Below are 16,278 nucleotides of genomic sequence, written 5' to 3' on the forward strand. Positions count from 1 at the left end.
AATGAACAGGATTTTCTCAACCTTCGGTACTTCGCTATGGATAGCGTTGCTGTCGCCGATGGTACTAGCGGCCAACCTTGAAGCGCTGGATGTTGCGGCGTTGCCGGGGGACCGCGTCGAGTTGAAGTTGTCGTTCGATGGGCCGCCACCGTCGCCTCAGGGTTACACCACGCAATCGCCGGCACGGATTGCGCTGGATCTGCCTGGTGTCGTCAGTCAGTTGAAAAGCAAAAATCGTGAACTGGGCGGCGGAAATGCCCGCAGCGCGACGGTGGTGCAAGCCAAGGACCGTGCGCGGCTGATCATCAATCTGACCCAGTTGACGCCTTACAACGCACGGGTCGAAGGCAACACGCTGTTGGTGGTCGTCGGGCAAGGCGCCAACAAAACGGCCTCCAGCCCTGCGCCCAAAACGCCGCGTGCAGCGACTGCAACGCCAGCCCCGGCGAAAGCCTATGCGCCGGCAGGCAAGGCCATCCGGGGTGTGGATTTCCAGCGCGGCACCCAGGGCGAAGGCAATGTGGTCATCGATCTGTCGGACCCTTCCATTGCCCCGGACATTCAGGAGCGCGACGGCAAGATCATTCTCGATTTCCCCAGGACCCGATTGCCTGAACCGTTACGTGTTCGTCTGGACGTCAAGGATTTCGCCACCCCGGTGCAGTTCGTCAACGCCAGCGCCACGGGCGATCGGGCCACGATCAGCATTGAACCCAGCGGCGCCTTCGATTATTCGACTTACCAGACCGACAACAAGCTGACCGTCAGCATCCGGCCGATGACCGCCGATGACTTGCAGAAACGCAACACCGAACGCTTCGCCTACACCGGTGAAAAGCTTTCGCTGAATTTCCAGGACATTGATGTGCGTTCGGTGCTGCAACTGATCGCCGATTTCACCAACCTCAATCTGGTGGCCAGCGACACGGTGCAGGGCGGTATCACCCTGCGCTTGCAGAACGTACCGTGGGATCAGGCGCTGGATCTGGTGTTGAAAACCAAGGGCCTGGATAAACGCAAGATCGGTAACGTTTTGCTGGTGGCGCCGGCCGATGAAATTGCCGCCCGCGAGCGTCAGGAACTGGAGTCGCAGAAGCAGATTGCTGACCTCGCGCCCCTGCGTCGCGAGCTGTTGCAAGTCAACTACGCCAAAGCTGCCGATATCGCCAAGCTGTTCCAGTCGGTCACCAGTGTCGAGTCGAAAGTCGACGAGCGGGGCTCGATCACCGTGGATGAGCGGACCAACAACATCATTGCCTACCAGACCCAGAACCGCCTCGACGAACTGCGCCGTATCGTCGCGCAACTGGATATCCCGGTGCGTCAGGTGATGATCGAAGCACGGATCGTCGAAGCCAACGTCGACTATGACAAAAGCCTCGGCGTGCGCTGGGGCGGATCGATCCAGAACAAGGGCAACTGGAACACCTCGGGTGTCAGTAATAGTGGGGCGAATGCTTCATCGACCATCGGTACGCCTGGCAGCACCAGCACCAACTCGCCGTTCGTCGACCTGGGCGCCGCCGGCAATACCTCGGGGCTGGGTATCGCCTTCATCACCGACAATGTGTTGCTGGATCTCGAGCTGACGGCCATGGAGAAGACCGGCAACGGCGAAATCGTCTCGCAGCCCAAGGTGGTCACCTCGGACAAGGAGACCGCGAAAATCCTCAAGGGCACGGAGATTCCCTATCAGGAAGCCAGCTCCAGCGGCGCTACCTCGGTGTCGTTCAAGGAGGCCTCGCTGTCTCTGGAAGTGACGCCGCAAATCACTCCGGACAACCGGATCATCATGGAGGTCAAGGTCACCAAGGACGAACCGGACTACCTGAACAAGGTGCAGGATGTGCCGCCGATCAAGAAAAACGAGGTCAATGCCAAGGTCCTGGTCAACGACGGCGAGACCATCGTCATTGGCGGGGTTTTCTCAAATACTCAGAGCAAGGTTGTAGATAAGGTGCCATTTCTCGGCGATGTGCCGTATCTTGGCCGCCTTTTCCGGCGTGACGTGGTTTCGGAGAAAAAATCCGAGCTGTTGGTGTTTCTCACACCGCGTATCATGAATAACCAGGCGATTGCTGTGAGTCGTTGATTCTGTGCGAAATTTGATTCTTGTTGGACCGATGGGGGCTGGAAAAAGCACCATCGGCCGGTTGCTGGCCAAAGAGCTGCGCCTGCCGTTCAAAGATTCCGATAAGGAAATTGAATTGCGCACGGGCGCCAATATCCCGTGGATCTTCGATAAGGAAGGCGAACCAGGCTTTCGTGACCGCGAGCAGGCGATGATTGCCGAGCTGTGCGGGTGCGACGGCGTGGTGCTGGCGACCGGTGGCGGCGCGGTGATGCGCGAGGCCAATCGCCGGGCGCTGCACGCCGGGGGGCGAGTGGTCTATCTGCATGCGTCTGTCGAGCAGCAAGTGGGCCGCACGTCCCGCGATCGCAATCGCCCCCTGTTGCGTACTGCCGATCCGGCCAAGACCCTTCGGGATCTGCTGGCGATCCGCGATCCGCTTTATCGGGAAATTGCCGATCTGGTGGTGGAAACCGATGAGCGGCCGCCGCGTATGGTCGTGCTCGATATTCTCGAACGCTTGCAGCAGCTACCTCCCCGTTAAAGCGCAGCGCGAAATGCGCTATCCTCGGCGTCCTGTCGTGGCCGCTCAAGGTTGTGGCAGATGGCTACCGAACGGCGTCACACCAGCAGACGCTGTGGACATACGTTAACTCAAGGCAGGACGCCTGATTCCATCTTCACTGTGGGGACACATGCAGACACTCAAGGTCGATCTAGGCGAGCGCAGCTACCCGATTCATATTGGCGAAGGTTTGTTGGATCAGCCTGAGCTGCTGGCCCCGCATATCCGCGGACGGCAAGTGGCGATCATCTCCAACGAGACCGTTGCGCCGCTCTATCTCGAGCGTCTGACCCGCAGCCTCGCACAGTTCTCGGTGGTTTCCGTGGTGCTGCCGGACGGCGAAGCGTTCAAGACCTGGGAAACCCTGCAACTGATTTTCGACGGTCTGCTGACCGCGCGGCACGACCGCCGTACCACGGTCATCGCCCTCGGTGGCGGCGTGATTGGTGACATGGCCGGTTTTGCTGCCGCCTGCTACCAGCGCGGTGTCGATTTCATCCAGATCCCGACCACGCTGCTGTCGCAAGTCGACTCTTCGGTAGGCGGCAAGACCGGGATCAACCATCCGCTGGGCAAGAACATGGTCGGCGCTTTCTATCAGCCGAACGTGGTGCTGATTGATACTGCGACCCTCAATACCTTGCCGGCCCGCGAACTGTCCGCCGGGCTTGCCGAGGTCATCAAATACGGGCTGATCTGCGACGAACCGTTCCTGACCTGGCTTGAAGACAACGTCGATCGCCTGCGCGCCCTGGACCAGGTCGCCCTGACTTACGCCATCGAGCGCTCTTGCGCGGCCAAGGCTGCGGTGGTCGGTGCCGACGAGCGGGAGACCGGTGTTCGCGCCACGCTCAACCTGGGTCACACCTTCGGTCACGCCATCGAAACCCACATGGGCTATGGTGTTTGGCTACATGGTGAGGCGGTCGCTGCTGGCACCGTAATGGCCTTGGAAATGTCCACGCGTCTGGGCTGGATCAGCGAGCAAGAGCGCGATCGTGGCATTCGTCTGTTCCAGCGTGCCGGCCTGCCGGTTATCCCGCCTGAAGAGATGACTGAAGCCGATTTTCTCGAACACATGGCAATTGACAAGAAAGTGATCGACGGTCGTTTGCGCCTGGTGCTGCTGCGCCACATGGGCGAAGCGGTGGTGACCGACGATTATCCGAAAGAGGTTTTACAGGCCACGCTGGGAGCGGATTACCGCGCTCTGGCTCAGCTTAAAGGTTAATAAGATCCCGATGACTAGTTTGCACGCCGACGAGGCTTTCCTCGGCCATTACCAGTTGAGTCATGACCCTTTTTCTCCACGGGTGCCTGGCTTCAAATTCTTCCCGGCCCAGCGCAAACCGGTGCTGGGGCAACTGCATCACCTGGCACGCTACAGTCAGCTGCTGCTGGTTGTCACCGGCCCGCAAGGCAGTGGCAAGACGCTGTTGCGTCAGGCACTGGTGGCCAGCACCAACAAACAGTCGGTGCAGAGCGTGGTGGTTTCCGCCCGTGGCGCCGGTGATGCGGCCGGCGTGCTGCGTCAGGTGGCTCAGGCGCTGAACGTCGCCCAGGCCGAGATCGGCGCGATTCTGGCTCAAGTGGTGCAACTTGCACTGACGGGGCAGGAAGTCTATCTGCTGGTGGATGACGCCGAGCAACTCGACGAGTCCGCGCTGGAAGCCTTGCTGGCCCTGGCTGCCGGTGCACCGGAAGGTCGCCCGCATGTGTTCCTGTTCGGCGAGTCATCGCTGATTGCTCAACTGGATGCGCTGAGCCTCGAAGAAGAGCGTTTCCACGTCATCGAATTGCAGCCTTACACCGAAGAAGAAACCCGCGAGTATCTGGAGCAGCGGCTCGAAGGCGCCGGCCGGGGTATCGAACTTTTCACCGCAGATCAGATCTCTGATATTCACGAAAGCTCCGACGGCTGGCCTGGCACCATCAACCAGGTTGCCCGCGATGCGATGATCGAAGCCATGATTGCCAGCCGCTCAGCGGTGAAGCGTCCAAGTATGGGGTTCAACATGCCGAAGAAACACGTATTGGCGATTTCCGCTGTTGTCGTGGTCGCGGTAGCCGCGGCCTGGTTGATGCCGGGCCGTAGCAAAACACCGACCACTGGCGCACCTGCCAACGAACAGGCGCAACTGCCGCTCGGCCAGGGCACGCCACAACCCAACAGCGGCGGCGCGCCTGCCGTCGAATTCGCCGGTAACTCGCAGCCGATGCCATTGCCGCTGGTCGGCAACTCTCAGCCGGTCATGCGCGGTCCGCTGGCCGAAGCCGCCGGCGGCATCACCGAAGGCGATGACGGTGTGCCGGTCGAAGGGTCGAGCGCTACACCGCCAACCGTAACCACAACCGCGCCGCCTGCGGGCATCCAGCCTGGCCCGGCACCGACACCTGCCGCCAAGCCAGTGCCTGCGCCGACTCAGGTCGCGACGGCCAAGCCAGTCCCGGTTGCGCCTGCCGCGAAGCCAGCTCCAGCTCCAGTGCCAGCCAAACCAGTCGCTGCTGCCGCCAAGCCTGCCGAGAAACCAGCCACCGTGGCCAAAGCCACCGGCGGCACTTGGTACGCAGGGCAAGCGCCGGGTAACTACGTGGTGCAGATCCTCGGCACCAGCTCCGAAGCGGCTGCGCAATCCTTCGTGAAAGAGCAGGGCGGCGAGTACCGTTATTTCAAGAAAGTCCTCAACGGCAAGCCGCTTTACGTCATCACTTACGGTAACTTCGCCAACCGCGATGCAGCCGTTACCGCTATCAAGGCCTTGCCAGCGAAGGTTCAGGCTGGTAAACCTTGGCCTCGCACTGTCGCCAGCGTCCAACAGGAACTGGCAACAACTCGCTGAAGATTCGGCGGCCTTACCCAGGCCGCCTCTCCCGGCACCTCAAAATTTCTACAAGCGCATGCCGCCTCTACAGGCCGCGTGCCTTGTGGTGTCTGCGTCACAGTAGTCTTTGAGTCGTTGCGGTCAAAATTAAAAAAGTTTTGACTAGCACAGCATATCGCTTTAAACCTTTCACAAATGCGACATAGATTTGCGACAGTTCGTCGTCAAATTTGTGAGCCTCCGTGTCGGTGTGTACAATGACCTCCCTTTTGCCCCCGCAAAGCTGGCGTACGTTCGGCGCGGATGGTAAGTGGTTGAATTGAAAAGAAATTTGCCTCGACAAGAGGCAGCCTGGTGAGAAAGTGTCTATGAAAGCAGGTCTGTACCAACCAGATGAATTCAAGGATAACTGCGGTTTCGGCCTGATAGCCCATATGCAGGGCGAGCCCAGTCATACCCTTTTGCAAACGGCCATCGAGGCCCTGACCTGCATGACCCACCGCGGTGGGATCAACGCCGACGGCAAGACCGGTGACGGTTGCGGTCTGCTGATTCAAAAGCCGGACGTGTTCCTGCGAGCCATCGCCCAGGAAACCTTCGGCGTCGAACTGCCCAAGCAATATGCGGTGGGCATGGTCTTCTTCAACCAGGACCCGGTCAAAGCCGAAGCCGCTCGCGAGAACATGAACCGCGAGATCCTCGCTGCTGGCCTGACCCTCGTCGGCTGGCGAAAAGTGCCGATCGACACCAGCGTCCTCGGTCGCCTGGCCCTTGAGCGCCTGCCGCAGATCGAACAAGTGTTCATCGCCGGTGAAGGCCTGAGCGATCAGGACATGGCCGTCAAGCTGTTCACCTCCCGTCGTCGCTCGTCCGTGGCCAACGCCGCCGACGCCGATCACTACGTCTGCAGCTTTTCGCACAAGACCATCATTTATAAAGGCCTGATGATGCCGGCGGATTTGACCGCCTTCTATCCAGACCTCAGCGACCAGCGCCTGCAGACCTCGATTTGCGTGTTCCACCAGCGCTTCTCGACCAACACCCTGCCGAAATGGCCGCTGGCCCAGCCGTTCCGCTTCCTCGCGCACAACGGCGAGATCAACACCATCACCGGTAACCGCAACTGGGCCGTGGCCCGTCGCACCAAGTTCACCAATGACCAGATGGACCTGGAAGAGCTCGGCCCGCTGGTCAACCGTGTCGGTTCCGACTCCTCCAGCATGGACAACATGCTCGAGTTGATGGTGACCGGTGGCATCGACCTGTTCCGTGGCGTGCGGATGATCATTCCGCCTGCGTGGCAGAACGTCGAAACCATGGACCCGGACCTGCGTGCGTTCTACGAATACAACTCGATGCACATGGAGCCGTGGGACGGTCCGGCCGGCGTGGTCATGACCGACGGTCGCTACGCGGTGTGCCTGCTCGACCGTAACGGTCTGCGTCCGGCGCGTTGGGTCACCACCAAGAACGGTTTCATCACCCTGGCCTCGGAAATCGGTGTCTGGAACTACCAGCCTGAAGACGTGCTCGCCAAGGGCCGCGTTGGCCCGGGTCAGATCTTTGCCGTGGACACCGAAACCGGCCAGATCCTCGACACCGACGCCATCGACAACCGCTTGAAGTCCCGTCATCCGTACAAGCAATGGCTGCGCAAGAATGCCCTGCGCATCCAGGCGACCATGGAAGATAACGACCACGGTTCGGCGTTCTACGACGTTGACCAGCTCAAGCAGTACATGAAGATGTACCAGGTCACTTTCGAAGAACGTGATCAGGTGCTGCGTCCGCTCGGCGAGCAAGGCTACGAAGCCGTCGGCTCGATGGGCGACGATACGCCGATGGCCGTGCTGTCCCAGCGCGTGCGCACGCCGTACGACTATTTCCGCCAGCAATTCGCGCAGGTCACCAACCCGCCGATCGACCCGCTGCGTGAAGCCATCGTCATGTCGCTGGAGATCTGCCTCGGAGCCGAGCGCAACATCTTCCAGGAGTCGCCTGAACACGCCTCGCGCGTGATCCTCAGCTCGCCGGTCATTTCCCCGGCCAAGTGGCGCTCGCTGATGAACCTCGATCGTCCGGGCTTCGAGCGCACGATCATCGACCTCAATTACGACGAAAGCGTCGGCCTCGAAGCGGCGATCCGCAACGTGGCTGATCAGGCTGAAGAAGCCGTGCGCTCCGGTCGTACCCAGGTCGTGCTGAGTGACCGTCACATTGCCCCGGGCAAGTTGCCGATCCACGCCTCCCTGGCCACCGGGGCGGTGCACCACCGTCTGACCGAAAAAGGTCTGCGTTGCGACTCCAACATCCTCGTGGAAACCGCGACGGCTCGCGATCCGCACCACTTTGCCGTGTTGATCGGTTTCGGCGCCTCGGCGGTCTATCCGTTCCTGGCCTATGAAGTGCTGGGCGACCTGATCCGTACCGGTGAAGTGCTGGGCGACCTCTATGAGGTGTTCAAGAACTACCGCAAAGGCATCACCAAAGGCCTGTTGAAGATCCTGTCGAAGATGGGTATCTCGACCATCACTTCGTACCGCGGTGCGCAGCTGTTCGAGGCCATCGGCCTGTCCGAAGAAGTCTGCGAGCTGAGCTTCCGTGGCGTGCCAAGCCGCATCAAAGGTGCGCGTTTCGTCGACATCGAAGCCGAGCAGAAAGCCCTGGCGGCCGAAGCCTGGAGCCCGCGCAAGCCAATCCAGCAGGGTGGTTTGCTGAAGTTCGTCCACGGTGGCGAATATCACGCGTACAACCCGGACGTGGTCAACACCCTGCAAGCCGCTGTGCAGCAGGGCGACTACAGCAAGTTCAAGGAATACACGGCGCTGGTGGACAACCGTCCGGTGTCGATGATCCGTGACATGTTCAAAGTCAAAACCCTGGACACGCCGCTGGACATCAGCGAGATCGAACCGCTGGAATCAGTGCTCAAGCGCTTTGACTCTGCGGGCATCTCCCTCGGCGCCTTGTCGCCGGAAGCTCACGAAGCCCTCGCCGAAGCGATGAACCGCCTCGGTGCGCGTTCCAACTCCGGCGAAGGCGGCGAAGACCCGGCGCGTTACGGCACCATCAAGAGCTCGAAAATCAAACAAGTCGCGACTGGTCGTTTCGGTGTGACCCCGGAATACCTGGTCAACGCTGAAGTGCTGCAGATCAAAGTCGCTCAGGGCGCCAAGCCCGGCGAAGGTGGTCAGCTGCCCGGCGGCAAGGTCAACGGTCTGATCGCCAAGCTGCGGTACGCAGTGCCGGGCGTGACCCTGATCTCGCCTCCACCGCACCACGACATCTACTCGATTGAAGACTTGTCGCAGCTGATTTTCGACCTGAAACAAGTCAACCCGAAGGCGCTGGTCTCGGTGAAGCTGGTTGCAGAAGCGGGCGTCGGCACCATCGCTGCCGGTGTGGCCAAGGCCTACGCGGACTTGATCACCATTTCCGGCTACGACGGCGGTACCGGTGCATCGCCGCTGACCTCGATCAAATACGCGGGCGCCCCGTGGGAACTCGGCCTGGCCGAAACCCACCAGACCCTGCGCGGCAACGATCTGCGCGGCAAAGTGCGGGTACAAACCGACGGTGGCCTGAAAACCGGCCTCGACGTGATCAAGGCAGCGATCCTCGGCGCTGAAAGCTTCGGCTTCGGTACCGCGCCAATGATCGCCCTTGGCTGCAAATACCTGCGCATCTGTCACCTGAACAACTGCGCCACCGGCGTCGCGACTCAGAACGAGAAGCTGCGCAAGGATCACTACATCGGGACCGTCGACATGGTGGTGAATTTCTTCACCTACGTCGCCGAAGAAACCCGTGAGTGGCTGGCCAAGCTGGGCGTGCGCTCCCTCGAAGAGCTGATCGGTCGTACCGATCTGCTGGACATCCTCGAAGGCCAGACCGCCAAGCAGCAACACCTGGACCTGACGCCGTTGCTGGGCAGCGATCACATCCCGGCAGACAAGCCTCAGTTCTGCCAGGTCGACCGCAACCCACCGTTCGACAAAGGCCTGCTGGCCGAGAAAATGGTCGATCTGGCCACCTCGGCCATCAACGACATGAGCGGCGCCGATTTCGCGCTGGATATCTGCAACTGCGACCGTTCGATCGGCGCGCGGATCTCCGGTGAAATCGCTCGCAAGCATGGTAACCAAGGCATGGCGAATGCGCCGATCACCTTCCGCTTCAAAGGGACGGCCGGTCAGAGCTTCGGCGTGTGGAACGCTGGTGGCCTGAACATGTACCTGGAAGGCGACGCCAACGACTACGTCGGCAAAGGCATGACCGGCGGCAAACTGGTCATCGTTCCGCCCAAGGGCAGCGTCTACAAGACTCAGGACAGTGCCATCATTGGCAACACCTGCCTGTACGGCGCCACTGGCGGCAAGCTGTTCGCCGCCGGTACCGCAGGCGAGCGTTTCGCGGTGCGTAACTCCGGTGCTCACACGGTTGTGGAAGGCACGGGCGATCACTGCTGCGAGTACATGACCGGTGGTTTCGTCTGCGTATTGGGCAAGACCGGTTACAACTTCGGCTCAGGCATGACCGGCGGTTTCGCCTACGTGCTCGACCAGGACAACTCCTTCGTTGACCGGGTCAACCACGAACTGGTGGAAATCCAGCGGATCAGCGGTGAGGCGATGGAAGCCTATCGCAGCCACCTGCAACGCGTGCTGAACGAATACGTCGAGGAAACCGACAGCGAGTGGGGTCGTAACCTCGCTGAAAACCTCGATGACTATCTGCGTCGTTTCTGGCTGGTCAAGCCCAAGGCTGCCAACCTGAAATCGTTGCTTTCCAGCACCCGTGCCAACCCGCAGTGATATGCGCCTGAAGAGTTTGATGAGGTTTTAACAATGGCTGAACGTCTGAATAACGACTTCCAGTTCATCGATGTCGGGCGCAAGGATCCGAAGAAGAAACTGTTGCGTCAACGCAAGAAAGAGTTCGTGGAGATCTACGAACCCTTCAAACCCCAGCACTCGGCCGATCAGGCCCACCGCTGCCTGGGTTGCGGTAACCCGTATTGCGAATGGAAGTGCCCGGTGCACAACTTCATTCCGAACTGGCTGAAGCTGGTGGCCGAGGGCAACATCCTCCAGGCCGCCGAGCTGTCGCACCAGACCAACACCCTGCCGGAAGTCTGTGGCCGGGTGTGCCCGCAGGATCGTCTGTGCGAGGGTGCCTGCACCCTTAACGACGGCTTCGGCGCGGTGACCATCGGTTCGGTCGAGAAGTACATCACCGACACCGCGTTCGCCATGGGCTGGCGTCCGGACATGTCCAAGGTCATACCGACCGGCAAGCGTGTTGCGGTGATCGGCGCAGGCCCGGCAGGCCTGGGCTGTGCCGACGTGCTGGTACGCGGCGGCGTGACCCCGGTGGTGTTCGACAAGAACCCGGAAATCGGCGGCTTGCTGACCTTCGGCATCCCCGAGTTCAAGCTGGAAAAGACCGTGCTGAGCAATCGTCGCGAAGTCTTCACCGGCATGGGCATCGAGTTCCGTCTGAACACCGAAGTGGGCAAGGACGTGACCGTCGAGCAACTGCTCGAAGAATACGATGCCGTGTTCATGGGCATGGGTACCTACACCTACATGAAGGGTGGCTTTGCCGGTGAGGATTTGCCGGGCGTGCATGACGCGCTGGATTTCCTGATCGCCAACGTCAACCGCAACCTGGGCTTTGAAAAATCGCCGGAAGATTTCGTCGACATGAAAGGCAAGAAGGTGGTGGTACTGGGTGGCGGCGACACGGCGATGGACTGCAACCGTACGTCGATTCGCCAGGGCGCCAAGTCGGTGACCTGCGCTTATCGTCGTGACGAAGCGAACATGCCGGGCTCGCGCAAAGAGGTGAAGAACGCCAAGGAAGAAGGCGTGAAATTCCTCTACAACCGCCAGCCGATCGCGATCGTCGGTGAAGACCGTGTCGAAGGCGTGAAGGTGGTCGAGACCCGTCTCGGCGAACCGGACGCCCGTGGCCGTCGCAGCCCCGAGCCGATCCCGGGTTCCGAAGAGATCATCCCGGCTGATGCCGTGGTCATTGCGTTCGGTTTCCGTCCAAGCCCGGCGTCGTGGTTCGAACAGCACAGCATCCAGACCGACAGCCAGGGCCGCGTCGTGGCCCCGGAGCAAGGTCAGTACAAGCATCAGACCAGCAACCCGAAAATCTTCGCCGGTGGTGATATGGTTCGCGGTTCTGACCTGGTGGTGACGGCGATCTTCGAAGGCCGCAATGCCGCCGAAGGGATCCTGGATTATCTGGGCGTTTAACCCCGATCCTGAACTGAAATGCAGTAACCCTGTGGGAGCGAGCCTGCTCGCGATAGCGGTGAATCAGTCACCAGATGTACTGACTGACACTCCGCTATCGCGAGCAGGCTCACTCCCACAGTCGTTTTATGGTGTTGCGAAGACAGTGTTCCACCGCGACAAATTGACCCGATAGACAAAAGGCTGACCTGCAACCGTGCCTTTTGCGTCGCGCTCTGAGAAAATGCCCGCACTTTTTTTCCGGATGCCGACATGACTGCCCTGAAGAACGACCGTTTCCTTCGCGCCCTGCTCAAGCAACCCGTAGACGTCACCCCCGTGTGGATGATGCGTCAGGCCGGTCGCTACCTGCCGGAATACCGCGCCAGCCGTGCCAAGGCCGGCGACTTCATGAGCCTGTGCATGAACCCGGAGTTCGCTTGCGAAGTCACGATGCAGCCGCTCGACCGCTACCCACAACTGGACGCGGCGATCCTGTTCTCCGACATCCTGACCATTCCCGATGCCATGGGCCAAGGCCTGTACTTCGAAACCGGTGAAGGTCCGCGCTTCAAGAAAGTCATCAGCACGATGGCGGACATCGAAGCGCTGCCGATTCCTGATCCGCACAAAGACCTCGGCTACGTCATGGACGCGGTCAGCACCATCCGCCGCGAACTGAACGGCCGCGTGCCGCTGATCGGCTTCGCCGGCAGCCCATGGACCCTGGCCACCTACATGGTCGAAGGCGGCTCGTCGAAAGACTACCGCAAGACCAAAACCATGCTCTACGACAACCCGCAAGCCTTGCACCTGTTGCTGGACAAGCTCGCGCAGACGGTCACCAGCTACCTCAACGGCCAGATCATGGCCGGGGCGCAAGCGGTGCAGATCTTCGACAGTTGGGGTGGCAGCCTTTCGGCGGCGGCGTACCAGGAATTCTCCCTGGCCTACATGCGCAAAATCGTCAGCGGCCTGATCCGTGAGCACGAAGGCCGCAAAGTGCCGGTCATCCTGTTCACCAAGAACGGCGGCCTGTGGCTCGAAAGCATTGCTGACGCTGGCGCTGACGCATTGGGCCTGGACTGGACCTGCGACATTGGCAGCGCCCGTGATCGCGTTGGCAGCAAAGTCGCCCTGCAAGGCAACATGGACCCGACGGTGCTGTACGCCAAGCCAGAAGCCATTCGCACCGAAGTCGGCCGCATCCTCGCCAGCTACGGCAAGGGCAGCGGCCACGTGTTCAACCTTGGCCATGGCATCACGCCCGAAGTCGACCCGGAACACGCCGGCGCCTTCCTGCGCGCGGTGCATGAACTGTCGGCGCAGTATCACGAGTGATCGTCGCGGGTTAACCAACACCCTGCTTTTCTGTGGGAGTGAGCCTGCTCGCGATGAGGCCATAACATTCAACATCTAAGTTGGCTGTTAGGCCGCCATCGCGAGCAGGCTCACTCCCACAGTTGTTTATGGTTGACTGGATATTTGTGTTTAAGCCTTTACACCGCCGAGCGGCGGCAACTTCGCCAGTTTCAGCGCCACCAGCAGCGCAATCACCAGCAACCCGCCGATGAACAACCCGATCCCGTTCCATCCGCCCATGTGCCAGAACACCCCGCCCGCCGTTCCGGCAATGCTCGACCCGGCGTAATAGCTGAACAGATACAGCGACGACGCCTGCCCCTTGGCTTTGATCGCCCGACGCCCAATCCAGCTACTCGCCACCGAATGGGCGCCGAAGAAACCGAAGGTAAAGATCAACATACCGATGATCACCACCGGCAGCGGCGTCAACATGGTCAGTGCAAGGCCGGCGATCATCAGTACGATCGTCGCCCAGAGCACTTTGCGACGGCCGAGCTGGTCGGCCAACGAGCCGATTTTCGCTGAGCTGTAGATACCCGACAGATACACCACCGAGAGCAGCCCGACGAAGGCCTGGTCCATGTGGTACGGCTCGGCCAGCAGGCGATAGCCGATGTAGTTGAAGAGGGTGACGAACGCGCCCATCAGCACGAAGGCTTCAAGGAACAGCAGCGGCAGGCCGGCGTCACGAAAGTGCAGGGTGAACCCGTCAATCAGGCTACGCGGGTGCAAAGAGCGGGCGCGGAAGTTGCGCGACTCGGGAAGGATTTTCCAGAACACCGCCGCCGCGATCAGGGCCAGGCCGCCGATTACCAGCATCGCCGTGTGCCAGCTGACAAAGTCGATCAACACGCCAGTGATCAAGCGTCCGCACATCCCGCCAATCGCGTTGCCGGCGATGTACAAACCCATGGCCAGGCCGATGTGCTGCGGGTGGATCTCTTCACTCAAGTAAGTCATGGCAACCGCTGCCAGGCCACTCAACGACAACCCTATCAGCGCCCGCATCACCAGCACGCCGTGCCAGCTCGGCATCATTGAACTGGCGATGGTGCAGAGCGCTGCGGCGAACAGCGCGGCGACCATCACCGGTTTGCGCCCGATGCGATCAGAGATCGGGCCGGTGATCAGCAGGCCGATGGCGAGCATGCCGGTGGCGACCGACAGGATCAGGCTGCTCTGGGCGGCGTTGATGGCGTACTCATGGGACAGCAGCGGCATCATTGGCTGCACGCAATAAAGCAGGGCGAAGGTCGCGAAGCCGCCACAGAACAGCGCCAGCACGGTACGCATGAACATTGGCGTGCCTTTTTCGATGTAGATCTCCTTTAATTCGGCGATAACATCGTCCACCGCGGCGGGCGGAACTTCATGAGCGAGTGGGGCGACAGCAGTTTTCACTTCAGACCTCGGGACAAGCAGCCGGTCAGGCAATGAAAAAAGCATATAGCCGCCTAATGATTCAATCCAATATATTGTTCGACCTGTTTGATAGGTTTAACGACCTAATGGAGTTTTCATGGAACTGCGTCACCTGCGCTACTTCATCGCCGTCGCCGAAGAGCTGCACTTCGGCCGCGCCGCCCAGGTGCTGGGCATCTCGCAACCACCGCTGAGCCAGCAGATTCAGGCGCTGGAACAAGAAGTGGGAGCGCGGTTGTTCGAACGCACCAATCGTCGGGTGGAGCTCAGTGAAGCCGGCCGGTTGTTTCTGGAAGAGGCGCGGCTGGTGCTGGCGCAGGTCGACAAAGCGGCGGATGTTGCACGGCGGGCGCAGTTGGGTGAGCTGGGCGAACTGAAAATTGGCTTCACCTCGTCGGCGCCATTCAACTCGACTATTCCACAGGCGATCTTTTCATTTCGTCAGCGATTCCCGGCGGTGCACCTGAACCTGCGGGAGATGAGCAGCACCCAGGTCGCCGATGCGTTGGTGGAGGAGTCGATCGAAGTAGGAATCATGCGACCGCTTGGGTTACCGGACTCGCTCAGCGTGGTGGAACTGATGCGTGAGCCACTGGTGGCGGTGCTCAGCTCCAAGCATCCATTGGTGAACGACAGCGAAGAGGGCTTGTTTCTGTCGGCCCTGGCCCTCGAGCCTTTCGTATTTTTCCCACGCAGTTATGGCAGTGGTTTGTACGCACAATTGCTCAGCCTGGCTCGGGATGCCGGTTTCAGCCCGCACTTTGCCCAAGAGGCGGGCGAAGCGATGACGATCATTGGTCTGGTGGCGGCGGGGTTGGGTGTTTCGGTGCTGCCGGCGTCTTATCAGCGGATGCGCATCGATGGGGTGGTCTATCGGCCGTTGCTCGATCCTGAGGCGGTTTCGGCCGTGTGGCTGGTACAGCGCAAGGATCAGAAGTCGCCGATGGCCAAGGCGTTTGTGGAGTTGTTGACGCGTAAGGTTGAGCCGTTGAAGACGTGACTGCTTCGCAGTCAATCGCGGGCAAGCCCGCTCCCACAGGGTTCAGCGGTGTGAACACCTGTTTCGGCACGCTGCTGGACTTTGTGGGAGCGGGCTTGCCCGCGAAAGCGTCCGCGAGTTCACCAAAAAAGGAGCAGTTACCGATGCCATATCGGACGCTTCGCTTAAGGGTGTAAGACATTTCCGAACAACCTTGAACAGGCCACAGCGCCTTGCGGCATTGCCTACAACTACTCCAGAATCCGCCGGCTTGTGCGCTTTGGGGGCTATCGGTAATTTCGTTCGCATCACTGATTTCCAGTGATCGGGTTTAGTAGCCCGGTTTTCCCTCCCAAACGAATGCACAAGTGTCGTTCAGTCAGGCATACGTCTGCACTTGATGGTAGCTGTGCGCATGGCGCCCTTGGGTGCGCCGGATTTGGGTCGGTGTCCGGTCTACTAACTTGCGCGCAGCTGCCACCCTTCCGTTTAGTAGCGAGACAGGTTGCGGCACTACTAACAGGAAGACCTTCCCAATGTTCAAGCCAACTCCGAACCCGCCGGATTCCGAAACACGCACACCAAGCAAAATCTTCCTCATCGCCCCCAATATCGACAATTACACCCTGCTGGCATACGCCTGTGAATCCCTGGCATCAGCCAACGTCATGGCGAGCGATTTCGCGAGGTCTCTGCAAGGGTCGCAAAGCAACACACTGCTGGGGATTCAGCAGTCGATCATGCTGGGGGAGCTGGCGGTGAATCGGGTGCTGGATAACCTCGATCCATCCTAGTGCGTCAGGGCGCTA

The 16,278-nt window shown here is 60.3% G+C and carries 10 protein-coding genes; 9 read left to right on the forward strand and 1 reads right to left on the reverse strand.

Annotated features, from left to right (window positions below; all coding sequences use genetic code 11):
* Position 1: 1 nt before the first annotated feature.
* The 7 genes from pilQ (at position 2) to hemE (ending at position 13,044) form a co-directional block, all read left to right on the forward strand.
* Positions 2–2,092 (forward strand): type IV pilus secretin PilQ, encoded by a 2,091-nt coding sequence (gene pilQ / locus ACQ4OB_RS07170; protein ID WP_074872911.1) that lies wholly within the window; start codon positions 2–4, stop codon positions 2,090–2,092.
* Between the two features lie 4 nt (positions 2,093–2,096).
* Positions 2,097–2,615: a shikimate kinase AroK gene (gene aroK / locus ACQ4OB_RS07175; RefSeq protein WP_010464421.1), complete on the forward strand. Its 519-nt coding sequence runs from the start codon at positions 2,097–2,099 to the stop codon at positions 2,613–2,615.
* 151 nt (positions 2,616–2,766) lie between these two features.
* Complete coding sequence (gene aroB, locus ACQ4OB_RS07180) at positions 2,767–3,867, forward strand: 3-dehydroquinate synthase (protein ID WP_033055371.1); 1,101 nt, start codon at positions 2,767–2,769, stop codon at positions 3,865–3,867.
* Between the two features lie 10 nt (positions 3,868–3,877).
* Entirely contained in the window at positions 3,878–5,476 is a 1,599-nt protein-coding gene (locus ACQ4OB_RS07185; protein WP_430955363.1) for an AAA family ATPase, read from the forward strand.
* A gap of 350 nt (positions 5,477–5,826) precedes the next feature.
* Positions 5,827–10,272 (forward strand): glutamate synthase large subunit, encoded by a 4,446-nt coding sequence (gene gltB, locus ACQ4OB_RS07190; RefSeq protein WP_430955364.1) that lies wholly within the window; start codon positions 5,827–5,829, stop codon positions 10,270–10,272.
* Between the two features lie 33 nt (positions 10,273–10,305).
* The gene (locus ACQ4OB_RS07195; RefSeq protein ID WP_008149580.1) at positions 10,306–11,724 is read left to right on the forward strand and encodes an FAD-dependent oxidoreductase; all 1,419 of its coding nucleotides are present in this window, start codon (positions 10,306–10,308) and stop codon (positions 11,722–11,724) included.
* A gap of 252 nt (positions 11,725–11,976) precedes the next feature.
* Positions 11,977–13,044 carry a uroporphyrinogen decarboxylase gene (gene hemE, locus ACQ4OB_RS07200; protein WP_008149581.1) on the forward strand — a complete coding sequence of 356 codons (1,068 nt, stop codon included), beginning with the start codon at positions 11,977–11,979 and terminating at the stop codon, positions 13,042–13,044.
* A 150-nt stretch (positions 13,045–13,194) separates the two neighbouring features.
* Here hemE and ACQ4OB_RS07205 read toward each other — a convergent pair whose 3' ends face one another.
* Entirely contained in the window at positions 13,195–14,421 is a 1,227-nt protein-coding gene (locus ACQ4OB_RS07205; protein WP_413037960.1) for an MFS transporter, read from the reverse strand.
* 166 nt (positions 14,422–14,587) lie between these two features.
* Here ACQ4OB_RS07205 and ACQ4OB_RS07210 point away from each other — a divergent pair, with 166 nt between their 5' ends.
* Positions 14,588–15,490 (forward strand): LysR family transcriptional regulator, encoded by a 903-nt coding sequence (locus ACQ4OB_RS07210; RefSeq protein WP_102615673.1) that lies wholly within the window; start codon positions 14,588–14,590, stop codon positions 15,488–15,490.
* 515 nt (positions 15,491–16,005) lie between these two features.
* A complete protein-coding gene (locus ACQ4OB_RS07215; RefSeq protein ID WP_074872930.1) occupies positions 16,006–16,263 on the forward strand; it encodes a DUF6124 family protein in 258 nt (85 codons plus the stop codon).
* The last annotated feature ends 15 nt before the right edge of the window (positions 16,264–16,278 follow it).

The organism is Pseudomonas sp. ES4 (genome assembly GCF_050586665.1).
In the GTDB taxonomy this organism is placed as follows: Bacteria; Pseudomonadota; Gammaproteobacteria; order Pseudomonadales; family Pseudomonadaceae; genus Aquipseudomonas; species Aquipseudomonas frederiksbergensis.

Coding starts and splice junctions, on each gene's coding strand:
- hemE (WP_008149581.1), top strand. CDS start 11,977: ATGACTGCCCTGAAGAACGACCGTTTCCTTCGCGCCCTGCTCAAGCAA.
- ACQ4OB_RS07210 (WP_102615673.1), top strand. CDS start 14,588: ATGGAACTGCGTCACCTGCGCTACTTCATCGCCGTCGCCGAAGAGCTG.
- ACQ4OB_RS07215 (WP_074872930.1), top strand. CDS start 16,006: ATGTTCAAGCCAACTCCGAACCCGCCGGATTCCGAAACACGCACACCA.
- gltB (WP_430955364.1), top strand. CDS start 5,827: ATGAAAGCAGGTCTGTACCAACCAGATGAATTCAAGGATAACTGCGGT.
- pilQ (WP_074872911.1), top strand. CDS start 2: ATGAACAGGATTTTCTCAACCTTCGGTACTTCGCTATGGATAGCGTTG.
- aroB (WP_033055371.1), top strand. CDS start 2,767: ATGCAGACACTCAAGGTCGATCTAGGCGAGCGCAGCTACCCGATTCAT.
- ACQ4OB_RS07185 (WP_430955363.1), top strand. CDS start 3,878: ATGACTAGTTTGCACGCCGACGAGGCTTTCCTCGGCCATTACCAGTTG.
- ACQ4OB_RS07195 (WP_008149580.1), top strand. CDS start 10,306: ATGGCTGAACGTCTGAATAACGACTTCCAGTTCATCGATGTCGGGCGC.